The following is a 17379-nucleotide window of genomic DNA, read 5'->3' on the forward strand; positions in this document are numbered from 1 at the left end:
TGCGTTACTGATGGCGGCGTGCGCCGGTTGCCAAGATGTTATTCCTTGCAGGCCAACGGATTGCTCCCCTGCGGCCAGCGATAGAACTCGTCCAGCCACTCCCCCTCCGGTGGCAACTGTTGCCAGCGGGGATCTTTATCCTTGTCGATCAGCAGTGCCCGTACCCCTTCCACAAAATCCCCCTTCAGCACGCAGTTGACCGAGAGGGTCAGCTCCTCGGCAAATACCTCTGCCAGTGAGTTGCGGCGAGCCTGCCAATATTGACGCCACAAAATGGCGCGGCTGATGGGGCTGCCGGTGCGGCAGAGCTGCTGCGCCTGCTGAAGTACCGCCTCCTGTTCATCGAACTGAGCCTCGAACAACCGCGCCAATACCCCTTGCAGCGTGCACCCCGCCAGCAGGGCACCGATCCTCTGTTGATGGGGCAGCAATACAGGCGCTGGCAACCGGGCCGCCACCTCACTGTGCAATTCCCTGAGCAGCAGATCGATCTGCTCGCGGGGCTCACCACTGCCAGCCCACTCGAGCACGGCGAGGCGTGACAACAGCGCACTGCGCTCGCCACTGGCGATGGCGTGATCCGCCAGCCCAAGACCGATGGCATCACTCCCGTTGAAGCGGGCGCCAGTCAGACCGAGCCAGAGCCCGAGCCGCCCCGGCATCCGGCTTAAAAACCAGCTCGCTCCCACGTCGGGGTAGAGGCCGATGGTCACCTCCGGCATGGCGAACAGGCTTCTTTCGGTGACAACCCGAAAATCGGCTCCGGCAAACAGGCCAATGCCGCCCCCCATGCAAATACCGTCCGCCACGCAGATCAGGGGCTTGCGGTAAGAGTGGATGTGGTGGTCGAGCCGGTACTCCTGCTCGAAAAAGTCGCGGGCATATTCGAACAGTTCCGCCTCGCTCGCCTCCTGCTTGCGGTAATAGAATGAGCGGATATCGCCACCGGCACAGAACGCCTTCTCACCCGCCCCCTGCAGCAGCACACAGACGATGGCGGGATCCTGCTCCCAACGGGTCAGCGTCTGTTGCAGGATCTGGATCATCGGCAGGCTCAATGCGTTGAGAGACGCAGGGCTGTCGAGGGTCAACACCCCGATCTGATGGCCATCTTCGGTGGGATAACAGCTAACCTTGACCGGCTCACTCATAAACGGCTCCGTATGGATTTATTCTGTTGGGCCATATTGCCAGCGCGGTAAGCGTTTCTCCAGGAAGGCGGCCACCCCTTCACGCTGGTTGGCATCGCTAAAGAGATCGAGAAACCGCGCTCGCTCAAGGGGCAAGGCGGCATCCCGCGGGCCACTGCGGCCCTGATTGATCAGGGTTTTGCAGGCGCGCAGGGCACTCGGGCTCTGGCGCTCCACCAGATGGGCCATCTGGTGCGCGGCCTCCCACGCCTGACCGGTTTTCACCACCTCCTCCACCAGCCCCATCTCGTAGGCCAGCGAGGCACTCACCTTCTCACCGCAGAGGATCATCCGCTTGGCCCAGCCCGGCCCCACCAGCTCGGTCAAACGCTGGGTGCCACCGGCACAGGGAAGCAAGCCCACCGAAGCTTCCGGCAGTCCCAGCAACGCCTGCTGCTCGGCGATGCGAATATCACAGGCCAGCGCCACTTCCAGGCCACCGCCCATGGCATAACCATTGATGGCGGCGATACTGACGCCGTGAAAACGGGCCAGCGCCTCGAAGGCCTTGCCAAAGGCCTCGGCTACTTCGCGGGCCAGCTCGACATTCCCCTCGACAAACATATTGAGGTCGGCACCGGCGCAGAAAAATTTGTCGCCCGCACCACGGATCACCAGCGCCACCACATCGGGACGACTGTCGAGCTCCACCATCATCTGCAAAAAGGCCTGCAGGCTGGCGAGGGTCCAGGTGTTGGCAGGGGGATGGTCGAGGGTGATATAGGCCACGTGGCCATGATATTCGAGTCTGATCCTTGTCATAACATTGTCCTTGTCGATGAAGCTGCCGCCATGATGACAGGCTTGAGTGACACCAACCTGTGGCTGGCTCACAAAGCCGAAACCGGCATGGCACGGTGCAAATCGGGTGGCAGGCAACACACCCTTGATGCGACCACCGGTTAGCCCAGCGACAAACCGGGATCGGCCAGCAGGCGGCGCGCGATGATGAGTCGCATCACCTCGTTGGTGCCCTCCAGAATGCGGTGTACCCGGGTATCGCGCAGATAGCGCTCGAGCGGATACTCGCGGATATAACCATAGCCGCCAAAGAGTTGCAGAGCCTCATCACAAACCCGATAACCGACGTCGGTGGCAAACCGTTTGGCCATGGCGCACCAGGCGCTCTTGTCGGGATCCCCGCGATCCAGTTTGTCAGCCGCCTGACGCACCAGCAGACGGGCGGCAGCCAGCTCGGTCGCCATATCGGCCAGGCGAAATTGCACGCTCTGGAATTCGCTGATCGGGTGACCAAATTGCTGGCGCTGCTGCACATAGGCCAGCGCATCGTCCAGTGCCTGCTGGGCAGTGCCCACCGAGCAGGTGGCGATATTGATGCGCCCCCCATCAAGCGCCTGCATGGCGAACTTGAACCCTTCCCCCTCTTCGCCCAACCGATAGCAGGCAGGAATGCGAACCCCATTGAAAACAACCTCCCGGGTCGGCTGGCTGTTCCAGCCCATCTTCTCTTCCGGCTTGCCATAGACGATACCCGCGCTATCTGCCGGCACCATAAAGGCAGAGATCCCCTTCGCACCTTCACCACCGGTACGGGCCATCACCACCAGCACATCGCTGCTGCCTGCTCCCGAGATAAAGACCTTGGTTCCCTCGATGAGGTAGCTGTCACCCTCGCGCACCGCCCGGGTCTTGAGTGCCGCCGCATCGGAACCCGCCCCCGGCTCGGTGAGGCAATAGGAGCCCAGCAATTCGCCGCTAGCCAGTTTGGGCACCCACTCTTTGGCAACCTCGGTGGGCAACCAGCTGCCCAGCATCCAGCTCACCATGTTGTGGATGGTCAGATAGGCAGTGGTCGAGGTACAGCCCATGGCGAGGCGTTCGAAGATGAGGCTCGCATCGAGGCGCGGCAGCCCCAATCCGCCAAACTGCTCCGGAGTATAGAGACCACAAAAACCTAGCCCGGCCGCCTGCTTGATGGTCGGGATCGGAAACTCATGCTCCTTGTCCCAGCGCGCGGCATGGGGTTTGAGCGCCTCATCGGCAAAGGCGGTGGCCGCCTCCACATACGCCTGTTGATCATCGGTCAGGGTAAAATCCATCTTGTCGTTCGCTCCCTTGTTGCCCAGCGCTTACTTTCCTGAGTTAGTGCTTTATGACGCGGCGCCCACACGCTGCGTCAGTCGGATCTGCCACTATGGCGCTGTTGTCGTGGTAGCTGCTGACGCTCTCACTACCACCTATCTATCGACACACAACAGATTAACAATTGATTTACGTTTACGCTAACGTAAACTTGTGGCAGAAGTGAAGTACAAAATGGACCGACCACTGCCAGCCTTGAAGTCGAGTCAGCCGGTCGAGCCAACCTTCCTACCCGACTGTCATATCCGCAAGGAGAGCATGGATGCAGATGGATGAGACCCTGAATGCCCTGACCGAACAGGTTGCGGCCTTCTGCCAGAAAGTGATCGCCCCGCGCGCCAGCGAGATCGATCAGAGCAACGCCTTTCCCCGTGATCTCTGGCCCCGGATGGGTGAGCTGGGGCTGCACGGCATCACGGTGGCGGAGGAGTATGACGGGGTGAACCTCGGCTATCTCGCCCACGTGCTGGTGATGGAGCAGGTGAGCCGCGCCAGCGCCTCGGTCGGCCTCTCCTACGGCGCCCACTCCAACCTCTGCATCAACCAGATCCACCGCCACGGCACGGCGGAGCAAAAAGCACGCTACCTCCCCCCGCTGGTGAGCGGCGAGCATGTGGGGGCACTGGCCATGAGCGAGCCGGGAGCCGGGTCCGATGTGGTCAGCATGCGCCTGACCGCGGAGCGCGAGGGCGATCACTTCGTGCTGAACGGCAACAAGATGTGGATCACCAACGGACCCGATGCCGACACCTTCGTCATCTATGCCAAGACAGATACCAGTGCGGGCCCCAAAGGAATTTCTGCCTTTATCGTTGAAGCCGGCACTCCCGGTTTTTCTACCGCCCAGAAGCTCGACAAGCTGGGGATGCGCGGCTCCAGCACCTGCGAGCTGGTGTTCGACAACTGCCGAGTGCCGCAGGAAAACCTGCTGGGCGCGCTGCACGGCGGGGTCAAGGTGCTGATGAGCGGGCTCGATTACGAGCGGGTGGTGCTGGCGGCGGGCCCCCTTGGCATCATGCAGGCCTGCATGGATGTAGTGCTGCCCTATGTGCGTGAGCGCAAGCAGTTTGGTCAAGCCATCGGCGAGTTCCAGCTGGTGCAGGGCAAGCTCGCCGACATGTATACCCGCCTCGCCAGCAGCCGGGCGCTGGTCTACTCGGTGGCGAGCGCCTGCGATCAGGGTCGCACAAGCCGTAAAGATTGCGCCGCAGCCATCCTGTTTGCCGCCGAAAACGCCACCCAGATAGCCCTCGACGCTATCCAGCTGCTCGGCGGCAACGGTTACATCAACGAATACCCCACTGGCCGCCTACTGCGGGACGCCAAACTCTACGAGATCGGCGCCGGCACCTCGGAGATCCGCCGCTGGCTCATCGGCCGCGAGCTGATGGGAGAAAATGCATGAGTCGTATCCACTCCCGCCTCGACACGGCGAGCCCGGAATATGCGGCTAATCGGACCGCCATGCAGGGGCTGGTCGACGATCTCCATATCCGCATTGCCGAGATCGCGCAAGGGGGCGGCGCGACCAACAACGCCCGCCATCAGGCCCGTGGCAAGCTGCTACCCCGCGAGCGCATCAATCAGCTGCTGGACCCGGGCTCCCCGTTTCTCGAACTCTCGGCGCTGGCTGGCTGGCAGGTCTATGACGAGCCGGTACCCGCCGCCGGTATCATCACCGGCATCGGCCGGGTCTCGGGCAGGCTCTGCATGCTGGTGGTGAACGACGCCACCGTGAAGGGTGGTACCTACTACCCGCTCACGGTGAAAAAACACCTGCGCGCCCAGACCATCGCCGAGCGGCTGCGTCTCCCCTGCCTCTATCTGGTGGATTCCGGAGGCGCCTTCTTGCCGATGCAGGACGAGGTGTTCCCCGACCGGGATCACTTTGGCCGCATCTTCTACAACCAGGCCCGCATGTCGGCCCAAAACATCCCTCAACTGGCGGTGGTGATGGGGCTCTGCACCGCTGGCGGCGCCTACGTGCCCGCCATGGCTGATGAATCCATCATGGTCAGGGAGCAGGCCACCATCTTTCTGGCGGGTCCGCCGCTGGTCAAGGCCGCCACCGGCGAGGAGATCAGCGCCGAGGCCTTGGGCGGCGCCGAGGTACACTGCGCCCACTCGGGAGTTGCTGATCATATGGCCCGTGACGATGCCCATGCGCTGGCCATCGCCCGCACGCTGGTTACTCATCTGGGTAACGAGCCGATAGAGAGCAGCCCCGGCTACGAGCCCCCCTGCTACCCCATAGAGGAGCTCTACGGTCTGGTGGGCACCAGTCTCAAACGCCCTTACGACGCCCGCGAACTGATTGCACGACTGGTGGATAGCTCTGACTTTGACGAATTCAAGGCGCTGTTTGGCACCACTCTGGTGACCGGCTTTGCCCGTATTTGCGGCATGGAAGTGGGGCTCCTCGCCAACAACGGCGTGCTGCACAGCGACAGTGCCCAGAAGGGGGCCCACTTTATCCAACTCTGTAACCGGCGTGCCATCCCGTTGCTCTTTTTGCAGAACATCACCGGTTTTATGGTGGGGAGTAGCGCAGAAAAAGAGGGGATCGCCAAGCACGGCGCCAAGCTGGTCACCGCAGTGGCCTGCAGCCGGGTGCCAAAGATCACCCTGATCGTCGGCGGCAGCTTTGGTGCCGGCAACTACGGCATGTGTGGCCGCGCTTATGAGCCCGATTTTCTCTTTAGCTGGCCCAACAGCCGTATCTCTGTCATGGGTGGCGAACAAGCTGCCGGGGTGCTGGTGCAGGTGCGTCGGGACAAGCTGGCTGCCGAGGGCAAAGATTTGAGCGAGCAGGAGGCGGCCGCCATCCGTGCCCCGGTGATCGAGCAGTATGAGCGGCAGGGTCACCCCTACTACGCCAGCGCCCGCCTCTGGGATGACGGCGTCATCGACCCGGCCCAGAGCCGCACCGTGCTGGCGCTGGCGCTCGCCGCCTGTCAGGGTGCCCGCATTGAACCCGAGCAGTACGGCATCTTTCGGATGTAAGGAGCAAAACGATGTCAGATCCACTTACTTCCTCAGCACTTGGCTCTTCAACACAGGGCCCATTTCGGCTGGAGCGGCACGGCCCGCTGGCCGAGCTGGTGCTGTCGCGCCCGGCCCGCCACAACGCCTTTGATGCCGACCTGATGCTGGGGCTGCTCGACTGCCTCGATGATCTGGCCCATCTCCATGGTCATGATCTCGCCGAACGTCCTCATGCTTTGCTGCTGCGGGCAGAGGGCAAACACTTTTGCGCGGGTGCCGATCTCAACTGGATGCGCAATCTGGCTCACGCCGATTTTGAGCACAATCGCGAAGATGCCCGGGTATTGGCGCGGCTGATGCAGACCCTCGACGAGCTCCCCTTCCCCACGGTAGCGCTGGTGCAGGGGGCCGCCTATGGCGGGGCACTGGGCCTCATCTGCGCTTGCGATCTGGTGCTGGCCAGCGATGATGCCCGCTTCTGTCTCTCCGAGGTGAGCCTGGGCTTGGTACCTGCGGTGATCAGCCCCTACGTGGTACGTGCCATGGGAATGCGTCAGGCGCGCCGCTACATGCTCAGTGCCGAGCCGTTCGATGCCATTACCGCCTGTCGGCTCAATGTGGCACACCAACTCTGCCAACCGGATCAACTGCTGGCGGAGGGACGGGCGCAGGCCCTTCGTCTGTGCCGCAACGGGCCGGAAGCGATGAAAGAGACCAAACGGCTGCTGGCGGCGATAGAGGCCCATCCTTCCCGCCTGCACGAAGAGAAAACTGTCGAGACCATTGCCCGGGTTCGGGTGGGACTCGAAGCCCAGGAGGGGATGCAGGCCTTCTTTGACAAACGCCCTCCCGCCTGGCGTCCCCGTTTCAAGGATGAGACATGACCCATCACACTCAGATTAAACGCCTGCTGATTGCCAATCGCGGCGAAATCGCCGTGCGCATCATCAAGACGGCGAAACGCCTCGGCATTCACACCATCGCCCTCTACTCCGATGCCGACGCCCACGCCATGCACACCCACCTGGCCGATGAGGCCTGGCATCTGGGGCCCGCACCGGCCAGAGAGAGCTATCTCGACACCGGCAAGGTGCTGAAGATTGCCAAAGAGGCGCACGCCGATGCCATCCATCCCGGTTACGGTTTTCTGTCGGAAAACAGCGATTTTGCCACCGCCTGCGAACAGCGCGGCCTGCGCTTTGTCGGCCCAAGCGGCGCCGCCATTCTCGCCATGGGCGACAAATCGGGGGCCAAGGCGCTGATGCAGGCGGCCGGTGTACCTGTACTGCCCGGCTATCACGGCACGGATCAGCGGCAGGACTTCTTGCGCGATCAGGCGAGCCAGATTGGCTTCCCGCTACTTATCAAGGCAGCCAGTGGCGGCGGTGGCAAGGGGATGCGTCGGGTCGATCAGCTGGCCGACTTTGACGAGTCGCTGGCGGCAGTCAAACGGGAAGCCAAGGCCGCCTTTGGTGACGATCTGGTGCTGCTGGAGCGCTATCTGCCCCAGGCTCGCCATGTGGAAGTACAGGTCTTTGCCGATAGCCTAGGCAACGCCATCTATCTGGGGGACAGGGACTGCTCCTTGCAGCGACGCCATCAGAAGGTGATCGAAGAGGCGCCCGCCCCCGACATCCCTCCGGCTCTGCGCCGCGCCATGGGGGAGGCAGCCGTGGCCGCAGCCAAAGCCATCCACTATCAGGGGGCCGGCACCATCGAGTTCCTGCTCTGCAAGGATGAGTTCTTCTTTATGGAGATGAACACCCGGCTGCAGGTAGAGCATCCAGTCACCGAAGCGGTAACCGGGCAGGATCTGGTGGCCTGGCAACTGGCCGTGGCCGAAGGCAAGCCGCTGCCACTCACCCAGGAGGAAGTGGTGCTGCGCGGCCATGCGGTGGAGGCGCGCCTCTACGCTGAGGATGTGGCGGCCGGTTTTCTGCCTGCCAGCGGGCCTATCCACTGGCTCCACTGGCCCGTTGGCGTGCGCATCGACACCGGCGTTACCGTTGGCGATGAGGTCAGCCCCTATTACGATCCCATGATCGCCAAGCTGATCGCCCACGGCCAGAACCGCACCGAGGCGCTCGCCAAACTGGCAGATGCGCTGGCGGCGCTGGATCTCGGCCCGCTGGTGCACAACGGTCCTCTGCTGCTGCGCCTGTGTGAAGAGCCTGACGTCCTGGCCATGGGCCACCATACCCAGTGGCCCATCCCTACCACAGCGCAGCCCATTCCTGAACTTGCCTGGCCGCTGGCCGCCCTCTGGCTGGCGAGCCGCCCTGCGGGCACCTCCCCCTGGCAGCAAGCCTGCGGATTTCGGCTGGGGCCGGATCGCTGCTGGACAGCGGCGGTGCGCATCGGTGATGAGCACCGGGTATTGACCCTTCACGATCATGGCGGCCAGTTTGAGTGGCAAGGGGAGACTCATTGCTACCAGAGAGGTGACGATAATATCCGGCTGCAGCAGGGTGGCTGCTGGCAACAGATCCCCATTCAGACGGTCGCAGGCTCGGAGGCAACCTTCATCATGACCCTGGCGGGGCAGCGCATCCGTTTCGCGGCCGATGATCGGCAGCACAGCCACCATCATGATCAGACAAACGAGAAGGCGCAGGGCGCCATCGCCCCCATGCACGGCATAGTGGTAGCCGTGCTGATCGAGCAGGGGCAAACAGTCAGCAAGGGGCAACCCCTGCTGGTGCTGGAGGCGATGAAGATGGAACACCAGTTGCGTGCAGAGCGGGACGGGGTAATTGAAGCCCTGCAGTGCAAACAGGGCGAGCAGGTAAGCCAGGGAACCGTGCTGGTGCGCTTTGCCGAAGAGATTGCCACACAGGAGGATCACCCATGAACCGATCACAGGACGTCCGTGACGACAGGGTCAGTCTGGTAGAGATGGGGCCGCGAGATGGCCTGCAAAATGAAGCTGCGCCCCTCTCCTTGGTACAGCGGCTGGAGCTGATCCAGCGCCTTACCGACAGCGGCCTGCAACGCATCGAGGTGGGAGCCTTTGTCTCTGCCAAAAAAGTGCCGCAGATGGCGGACTCCGCAGCGCTGTTCGAGGCACTGCCGCGCAAGGGCTCAACCCGTTACGGCGCTCTGGTACCCAATCTGCAAGGCTTGCAGGCTGCCATTGCCGCCCGCGCCGACGAAATTGGCCTCTTCACCGCCTGCTCCGACGGTTTTACCCGCGCCAATATCGGTATCAGCGTGGAGGAGTCGCTGGTGCGCTTCGCCCCGCTGGTGCAGGAGGCCCGCCGCCTCGGCATCAAGGTGCGCGGCTACCTCTCCACCGTCATCGCCTGCCCGTTCGATGGCCCGACCCGCCCGAAACGGGTCGCCGCCATGGCCGAGCAACTGCTGGATCTCGGTTGCCACGAAATTTCGCTGGGGGACACCATCGGCGTCGGCACCCCGGGCACGGTGGCGCCCATGCTGGATGCGGTGCTGCACGAGATCCCGGCGGGTCGACTCGCGGTCCATTTCCACGACACCTACGGTCAGGGCTTGGCCAACCTGCTACCCGCGCTGGAGCGTGGCATTCGCACCATCGACTGCTCGGTGGCGGGGCTTGGCGGCTGCCCCTATGCGCCGGGCGCCTCCGGCAATGTGGCGTCAGAAGAGGTGGTCTACCTGCTGCACGGCCTTGGCATGACGACGGGGGTGGATCTCGACAAACTGGCGGCCACCGGCCAGTGGGTGAGCGAGCAGCTCGCTCGCCCCAACGGCTCGCGGGTCGGTCAGGCCCTGCACGCCAATGCCGAGCGGCTGCGTGCCCGCCTCTGCCAGCCACACGCCCAGCAACAGGAGTCATGACCATGCCCCGTTCCCTGCCCGGCAAGGAGATCACCTACAGCATTTCGGAGCTGGCCCACGAGTTCGATGTCACGCCGCGCACCATCCGCTACTACGAGGATGAGGGGCTGCTCACCCCGCTGCGGGAGGGGCAAACCCGCATCTACAGCCATCGGGACAAGATCCGGCTCAAGTTGACCCTGCGCGGCAAACGGCTGGGGTTTAGCTTGGCCGAGATCCGCGAGCTGTTCGATATGTACGACACCGACAAATCGAGCAAAACCCAGCTCCACTCCATGATCCAGCTGATCGAGGCAAAACGCGGCGCCCTGCGCCAGCAACTGGAGGATATCCAGATGGTGATGGCCGAGCTGGAGGCCGCCGAACAGCGCTGTGTTAATTCCCTTAACAGCTTGAAAACTGGCGCAGATTAACCGAATCTGGGAGCAAGCTATTGCCCTGGGGATCCCATGAGATATTGGTGCTGGTTTTTGCTCTTGTTCAGCCTCTCTGGCTGGAGCCATCCCCTCATCAAGGTTGGCGGATACCCCTATGCCCCCTTTGTGGTCAAACTCTCCGATTCCCGCTATGAAGGGCTGACGCTGGACCTCATCGCCAAGCTAAACGAGATCCAGCACGAGGTAAGATTCGTGTTTGTTCCCACCTCGGCCGCCAACCGTTACAAGGCGCTCGATCTGGGCCGTTTCTCGCTGATGCTGTTTGAAGACACCAAGTGGGGCTGGGACACAGATAAATTCAAGATAACAGCCCCCTTTCTCGGTGGTGGTGAGGTCTATGTGGCCCTGAACAAAACGGGCCGGGATCAGCGCTTTTTCGATGACCCCTCTCGGCATCATCTTATCGGGGTGACCGGCTACCACTACGGCGTCGGCCAGTTCAATGCTGATCCCCTCTACCTGCAGCGCAAGCTCAATATCACCCTGGTCAAGGACAACATCAGCGCCCTGCAAGCCCTGCTCAAAGAGCGTGGCGAGGTAGCCATTCTCAACGTTTCCTACCTTAACCAGTATCTGCTGGCCCATCCCGACACCGCCGACCAGCTGCTGATCTCGCAAAAATGGGATCAACAGTATCAGCACCGCGCCATCCTTCACCCTGCGGCCCCCATTACCCCTGCCCAGCTGGAACAGTGGCTCGCAGCGCTGCAAAAAAAGGGGGAACTGGATCGCCTTTGGACAAAGTACGGCGTACAACAGCACGCAACCCCATGATTACTATCCAGCTTTTCTGTACCATGGCGGGAACCAAATGGGAGTGCACCAAATGAACACCACCGAGCCCGCGTCCCCCAAGCTCCGCTTGCTGCGCTACCTTGCCTACGCTTTTCTGCTGCTTCTTATCCTGATCACTCTGCTGCTGTGGCAAACCCCCCGTCTGATCCAGCGCTATCTGCCCGGCTGGCTGGCCGAGCACTATGGCCTGCAACTGACGCTGGGGGAGATTGACGTAGGAGTACGCAACCCATCTCTCACCCTCGGCGCGACCGCCCTGCTCGATGCCAAACAGCAGCCTATCGTCCGTTTTGAGCAGCTCTTTATCACCCCCGACCTGCAAGCCAGCTGGCAGCAGAAAGGGGTCGTGCTTTCCGCCGTCACCCTGACCAACCCCGTGGTGCAGTTGCAACGGCTGGCAGACAAAAAGGGGGATGTTCGACTCAATCTGACCGATGCGCTGGCCACCCTGCTCGCCCCTGCGCCCTCCCCCGAGCCCGAGACAGCCAGCGCCCCGCTACTGGTCGACATCGCCAGCATCGCGGTCACTGACGGCCATGTGCGCTATCAGGATCAACGCAAGGAGAGCGAACCCGGCTGGTTGCCGCCCCTCAATCTGGAAAAAGTGACCCTCAAGCTCGATAACCTGCGCACCGAGGCAAACCATCCGACCGCCTATCAGCTGAGCACCGCCATCAACGGCAAAAGCAGCCTCGCCGCTCACGGCAAGCTCGATGTGATGAGCGGCATGGGTCAGGGTAAGGTGAGCCTCAAGCAGGTCGACCTGAAACCCTTCGCCCCGCTCTGGGCACCCTATCTCAAGCTGGATCTGGCCAAGGGCCACGCCAATGCAGAGGTGGAATACCAGCTTAAAGAGGGCAAGCAAGGAGTGCTGTGGCAATTGTCCAAAGGCAAGCTGACCCTGGACAACTGGCAGCTTAAAAAACACAAGGGCGACGAATTTGCCCGCTTCGGCCAGCTGGCCCTGAGCGAATTGGCAGTCGATGGCCAGAAACAGTCGCTCCAGATCGGCAAGGTGACCCTGCAACAGCCCCTGCTCAAGGCCACCCTCAACCCACAGCAGGAGCTGGATCTGGCTGACTTGCTGATTGAACAGGCCCCCGCTAAGCCCGTCAAAGGGGCCCACGCCGCAAACGAGGTGGCCAGCAATGCGGCGCCCAAATCGGCACAACAAGCAAAGACAGCCGGTAACGGCAAGAAACATGTGCCAGACAAACCCTGGCAGTGGCAGATCAAGCAGATCCTTATCGACAAGGGCGATCTCACCCTCACCGAATCGAGCAGCGGCAAACCGCAGGCACGCCAGCTCTCCGGCCTCAAGCTGGCGCTGGGGCCACTGGGCAGCGAGGTGGAGCAACCGAGCAAACTGACTCTGGCCACCCAGTTCAACCAGAGCAGCCCCCTCGCCTTTGATGGCCAACTGACCCTGACTCCTTTCACCTTAAGCGGCGACATCAACCAGCAGGGGCTGCCCCTGACGCTGGCACAGCCCTATCTGGCCGATCTGGTACGCATTAAGGTGCAAAACGGGCTGCTGAGCAGCAAGACCAGACTTGATCTCGCCACCACCGCCCAGGGAGATCTGAGCAAGCTGACCCTGCAGGGAGGGCTCGATGTCAACGGGCTCAAGGTGGTCGATCGGGCAGACAATCAGCGGTTGCTGGAGTTCAACACCCTAGCTCTCACCGGTCTGACGTACGACGGCATCAGCCAGCAGATGCGGATCAAGGACATTGCCCTGAACAAGCCCTTCGCCCGCATCGAGATCAACGAAGATGGCACCACCAACCTGCAACAGCTGCTGTTGCCACAACCGGCGGCAACCAACAGCCCTCACGCGACGGCTGGCAGCAAGGCTCCCGATTTTCGTTTCACCATCGACCAGCTGCGCACCGAGCAGGGCAACCTGCGCTTTGCCGACCGCAGTCTGAGTCAGGATTTTGTGGCCGATATCGCCTCGCTGGGCGGCCAGAGTCGCCATATCAGCAATATTCCGGGGCAACGCTCTGATCTCGCCTTCAACGGCAAGGTGGATCGCTATGCGCCAGTGACCATTCGCGGCGGTACCAACCTGCTGGTCGCCAACCCGATCCTCGACATCGCGGTCGCTTTCCACAATCTGGAGCTCACCACCTTCACCCCCTATTCGGGCACCTATGCCGGTTATGCCATCGACAAGGGGCAGCTCTCCATGAAGCTGCATTACAAGCTGGAGGGCAATCGGCTGGAGGGGGATAACGACATCACCATCAAGAAGCTGCAACTGGGCGAGAAGATCAAGAGCGATCAGGCCAAGGATCTGCCGCTGGGGCTGGCCATCGCCCTGCTGAGCGATGCCAACGGGGTGATACAGATGAACCTCAAGGTGAAGGGCGATCTCGATCAACCTGACTTCAGCATCAGCAATATCTTCTGGGATGTGCTGGGCAACACCCTGAGCAAGGCGATCACCTCCCCCTTCTCCCTGCTCGCCTCGCTGGCCGATGGCACCGAAGATCTCGACGAACTTCCCTTCCTGCCGGGGGATCCCGATCTCACCCCCACCCAGCAGGAGAAACTGGTCAAGCTGGCGCAGGCCCTCAAGGATAGACCCAAGCTCAGCATGAACATTCGCGGCAAGGTCAACTTCAACGAGGAGCGCCCCATCCTGCAACGGCAAAAGCTGGAACGGGTACTGGCCAAGCTCACCGGCAATCAGGCGGATCTCGACCTGCTGGAACAGGACCCCGCCCTGCAAGAGGCGCTGGCCCAAGCCTATGAAGAGCGCTTTGGCGAAGATCTGGATGATCTGGCCGATCGGCTCCATCTGGATGAAGAGAGCGCGGCACTGCGGGCCCAGGCGGTGATCCTGCTGCGGGATCAGCAGCTCATCACCGCCAAATCCCTGCGCAATCTCGCCATGCGCCGGGCGCAAAATACCAAGGAGTTTCTGGTCGACAGCCAGGGGATCGCCCCGGAGCGGCTGTTCGTGCTCGACAGCCAGGTCAAGGAAGAGGACAAGGAAGCCAAAGTGATCCTGACACTGGATCAGTAAGGCCGCCGCACTGCGCAAATGCGTAATAAAAATACAACCCCTCAACTATTTTGACACCTTTTGCTCACCAAACAGCCTGTCTTGGTGAGCATTTGGCCTCTGATGCAAATAATCACGTAGTTTTTTTACGATTTATCCCCCTTGCCCCCTTGCGGGCGCGCCACAGCCTGCCTAAAATCGCGCGTCTTTTGTTAACCCCACCTCTATTTTTGGAGAACGCCACGTGAGCGAAAAATTGGCCAACCCTGCCCCTCTGGGTCTGATGGGTTTCGGTATGACCACCATCCTGCTGAACATCCATAACGCAGGTTTCTTCCCCATCAGCGCCATGATCCTGGCCATGGGCCTGTGCTACGGCGGCATCGCCCAGATCATCGCTGGCATCATGGAGTACAAGCGTGGCAACACCTTCGGTGTGACCGCGTTCACCTCCTACGGCCTGTTCTGGCTGAGCCTGGTGTTCCTGCTGATCATGCCGACCATGGGTCTGGCCGAAGCCACTCCGCACGCCTACATGGGTTGGTATCTGCTGATGTGGGGCATGTTCACCCTGTTCATGCTGGTTGGCACCATCAACTACCCGCGCGCCAAGCAGTTCGTGTTCGCCTCCCTGACCGTGCTGTTCTTCCTGCTGGCCGCCCGTGACTTCACCGGCAGCACCCTGATCGGCACCATCGCCGGTTTCGAAGGCATCATCTGTGGCGCCAGCGCCATCTACCTGGCCATGGCCACCGTGATCAACGAGCAGTTCGGCCGCACCGTGATGCCGATCGGCGATCACAAGAAAGCCGCCGCCGTACAGCTGAAAGCCGCTGCCTAATAGGCAAGCCATTCAGATTGTGAAAAAGGCACCCGAGGGTGCCTAATGCCAGTCAATTAAGCCTGACTGGCATTGTTTTTATTGGCTTTTTTTACACTGCATTTCTGTGGTCTGGGCTTCACTCAGCGGAGGTAACTTCGTTTCCTTCGTGCAGGCGGCAGGACAAACGGCCCCACCTGCTTCTCCAGCTATGCCACCCGCTTCGGGATACTCCCCGGTAACAGGTACGGTATGCAGCTCAGCTCATGGATGAGGTACGCCGATGACATGTAACAACTCAGCTGGCTCGACGTGTATCCCTTCAGACTCACCGCCATCTTCACCATCTGACTGCGCAGTAGGTTGTACGCCAACAGCACGCCCAATAACTCCTGTCGTATCCCCATCGCCTTCTTGCTACGAAGAGCCAGTCTGTGCTTGATCTCCCGATAGCCCAATTCGATTCACGCAACGCTGTCTGAATGAAGCGCTCTGCTTTGCCATTCCTTTGGGGTGTGTAAGGTTTGCAGGTGCTTGAGTCCCAAGCAACGACCGAGCTTCTGGAAGCGTGTCGCCCGATAACAGGCGCCATTGTCAGTGAGTAGCTGAATGAAACCAATGCCACACGGGAGTGGTCATCAACCGCCACATGCACATACTCCCATCCTGCCCCCGGAGAGTCCTGGCAGCGGTCACCAGTCGCCCGATGGAAACGCCCCAACCTTCTGATGTCCAGATGCAGCAAGTCTTCCGGTTTCTCATGTTCATAGCGTTGTACTGAAGGGGCAGGTTCCAGATTAGCCAGTCGAGTCAGTCCCATTCTTTGCAGGATACGAGCGACTGAACTGTGCCCTATGCCCAGAGATTGGCTGATGTGCCGATAGATCTGTCGCTGTCTGTGCAGTTCGATACACCTCTGTTGGCCCAGGTCATCAATGGCATGGGGGCGAAATGCGGGTCGAGAAGAGCGATTGTACAAGCCATAGGGCCCCTCCTAGCGATATCGAGTGAGCCACTTGTAAGCGGTGCCGGTTCTAACGCCGGCAGCATGAGCGGCTTCTTCAAAGCACAGACCCTGTTGAAGGATACGCTGGACAAGAAGTTGTCGACCAAAGACGCTTAATCGGGCATTTTTATGATTGCTCACTGGGACTCATCGGATGATTGGTTTGGTTGGAGCCTCCAATTCTCCGGGAATGCCCCGAGTGAACAACCTACAAAGAGAGCACACCTAGCGGGGGCCATACTGAATCGTCCCAAGTTTTCTAGACACATGATTGTTGAACATTGAACTGCTTTCAAACTCAGCCGGCGACAGCCCATCATCGGAACCATGAAACCTGATTAGGTTGTAATACATCTCGATATAATCAAATACGTTGCAGCAAGCTTCCCCCCTTGTCGCATAAATATTCTTTTTGATCAGCTTCCACTGGAGCCATTGAAAAAGCGCCCCTTGAAATACTGGGTAACAAGGGGTATAACCACGCGTTTTATCAGGTGTAATAAGTGAGCGGTATGATGCAAGCCCCCTTTTGGCAGACCAAGAGTCTGCAGCAGATGACTGAATCCGAATGGGAATCCCTCTGCGATGGTTGCGGAAAATGCTGCCTCAACAAGCTGATCGATGAAGATACCGACGAACTGGTTTTCACCAATGTCGCCTGCAATTTGCTTAACACCAAGACCTGTCAGTGCTCTGATTACGCCAATCGTTTCAAAAAAGAGCCTGACTGTCTGCAGATCACCCATGACAAGATCACCGAATATGACTGGCTCCCCTCAACCTGCGCATATCGCCTGCTGTCTGAAGGTGACGTTCTTCCAGAGTGGCATCCTCTGCTGACCGGCAGTCGTTCCGCGATGCATCAGGCTGGTCAATCCGTCCGTGGCAAAGTCATTCACGAGGATCAGGCCGGTGAATGGATCGATCACATCATCACCTGGGCCAGCTGACACGCTCAACCCGCTATTCTCCAGAGGTAAGGGCTGCACAATGTGCAGCCCTTGTTGTTTCTGCAAGCAGGGTTTGTAGCTTCACACATATCTGGCTGGCTAAACCAGACCCCCTCCCAACTGCACATTGAGAGAGGCAGAGGCAGAGGCAGAGGCAGAGGCAGAGGCAGAGGCAGAGGCAGAGGCAGAGGCAGAGGCAGAGGCAGAGGCAGAGGCAGAGGCAGAGGCAGAGCATGATTCCATAGTCACAGGCTTATGGGTATT

13 protein-coding genes and 3 pseudogenes are annotated in these 17379 nt (G+C 60.6%); 10 read left to right on the top strand and 6 right to left on the bottom strand.

Annotation, left to right across the window (positions count from 1 at the left end; all coding sequences use genetic code 11):
- Positions 1-38: 38 nt before the first annotated feature.
- The 3 genes from AB5Y86_RS10830 to AB5Y86_RS10840 all read right to left on the bottom strand — a co-directional run bounded on the left by AB5Y86_RS10830 (position 39) and on the right by AB5Y86_RS10840 (position 3250).
- Entirely contained in the window at positions 39-1151 is a 1113-nt protein-coding gene (locus AB5Y86_RS10830; RefSeq protein ID WP_368192847.1) for an enoyl-CoA hydratase/isomerase family protein, read from the bottom strand.
- Positions 1152-1169: 18 nt separating this feature from the next.
- Positions 1170-1952: an enoyl-CoA hydratase gene (locus AB5Y86_RS10835; RefSeq protein WP_108613869.1), complete on the bottom strand. Its 783-nt coding sequence runs from the start codon at positions 1950-1952 to the stop codon at positions 1170-1172.
- Positions 1953-2092: 140 nt separating this feature from the next.
- The gene (locus AB5Y86_RS10840) at positions 2093-3250 is read right to left on the bottom strand and encodes an acyl-CoA dehydrogenase family protein (protein WP_368192848.1); all 1158 of its coding nucleotides are present in this window, start codon (positions 3248-3250) and stop codon (positions 2093-2095) included.
- 305 nt (positions 3251-3555) lie between these two features.
- On the opposite strand from AB5Y86_RS10840, the gene AB5Y86_RS10845 reads away from it, so the two are divergent.
- The 9 genes from AB5Y86_RS10845 (at position 3556) to AB5Y86_RS10885 (ending at position 15180) form a co-directional block, all read left to right on the top strand.
- Entirely contained in the window at positions 3556-4698 is a 1143-nt protein-coding gene (locus AB5Y86_RS10845; protein WP_368192849.1) for an isovaleryl-CoA dehydrogenase, read from the top strand.
- Positions 4695-6296 (top strand): carboxyl transferase domain-containing protein, encoded by a 1602-nt coding sequence (locus tag AB5Y86_RS10850; RefSeq protein WP_368192850.1) that lies wholly within the window; start codon positions 4695-4697, stop codon positions 6294-6296. Before AB5Y86_RS10845 ends, AB5Y86_RS10850 begins: the two co-directional genes overlap by 4 nt.
- Before the next feature lie 11 nt (positions 6297-6307).
- A complete protein-coding gene (locus AB5Y86_RS10855; RefSeq protein WP_368192852.1) occupies positions 6308-7162 on the top strand; it encodes an enoyl-CoA hydratase-related protein in 855 nt (284 codons plus the stop codon).
- Positions 7159-9129: a biotin carboxylase N-terminal domain-containing protein gene (locus AB5Y86_RS10860; RefSeq protein ID WP_236272490.1), complete on the top strand. Its 1971-nt coding sequence runs from the start codon at positions 7159-7161 to the stop codon at positions 9127-9129. The genes AB5Y86_RS10855 and AB5Y86_RS10860 overlap by 4 nt, the downstream gene beginning before the upstream one ends.
- Entirely contained in the window at positions 9126-10094 is a 969-nt protein-coding gene (locus AB5Y86_RS10865; protein WP_064337796.1) for a hydroxymethylglutaryl-CoA lyase, read from the top strand. Before AB5Y86_RS10860 ends, AB5Y86_RS10865 begins: the two co-directional genes overlap by 4 nt.
- Positions 10095-10096: 2 nt before the next feature.
- Positions 10097-10507, top strand: coding sequence for a MerR family DNA-binding transcriptional regulator (locus AB5Y86_RS10870; protein ID WP_157160929.1), 411 nt, complete (start codon positions 10097-10099; stop codon positions 10505-10507).
- Positions 10508-10543: 36 nt separating this feature from the next.
- The gene (locus tag AB5Y86_RS10875; RefSeq protein WP_368192853.1) at positions 10544-11305 is read left to right on the top strand and encodes a substrate-binding periplasmic protein; all 762 of its coding nucleotides are present in this window, start codon (positions 10544-10546) and stop codon (positions 11303-11305) included.
- Positions 11306-11357: 52 nt separating this feature from the next.
- A complete protein-coding gene (locus AB5Y86_RS10880; protein ID WP_368192854.1) occupies positions 11358-14360 on the top strand; it encodes a DUF748 domain-containing protein in 3003 nt (1000 codons plus the stop codon).
- 223 nt (positions 14361-14583) lie between these two features.
- Complete coding sequence (locus tag AB5Y86_RS10885) at positions 14584-15180, top strand: GPR1/FUN34/YaaH family transporter (protein ID WP_005336948.1); 597 nt, start codon at positions 14584-14586, stop codon at positions 15178-15180.
- A 56-nt stretch (positions 15181-15236) separates the two neighbouring features.
- Here AB5Y86_RS10885 and AB5Y86_RS10890 read toward each other — a convergent pair.
- From AB5Y86_RS10890 to AB5Y86_RS10900, 3 pseudogenes are all read right to left on the bottom strand, one after another.
- A pseudogene (locus AB5Y86_RS10890) lies at positions 15237-15623 on the bottom strand (IS4 family transposase); the annotation flags it as partial.
- Positions 15599-16306, bottom strand: a pseudogene (locus tag AB5Y86_RS10895) (leucine zipper domain-containing protein); the annotation flags it as partial. The pseudogenes AB5Y86_RS10890 and AB5Y86_RS10895, both read right to left, overlap by 25 nt.
- An 84-nt stretch (positions 16307-16390) precedes the next feature.
- A pseudogene (locus AB5Y86_RS10900) lies at positions 16391-16624 on the bottom strand (IS3 family transposase); the annotation flags it as partial.
- A gap of 56 nt (positions 16625-16680) precedes the next feature.
- On the opposite strand from AB5Y86_RS10900, the gene AB5Y86_RS10905 reads away from it, so the two are divergent.
- Positions 16681-17115, top strand: coding sequence for a YcgN family cysteine cluster protein (locus AB5Y86_RS10905; protein ID WP_186301835.1), 435 nt, complete (start codon positions 16681-16683; stop codon positions 17113-17115).
- Positions 17116-17379 lie beyond the last annotated feature (264 nt).

The sequence above is a fragment of the Aeromonas sp. s8 genome (assembly GCF_040907785.1).
GTDB lineage: Bacteria > Pseudomonadota > Gammaproteobacteria > Enterobacterales > Aeromonadaceae > Aeromonas > Aeromonas veronii.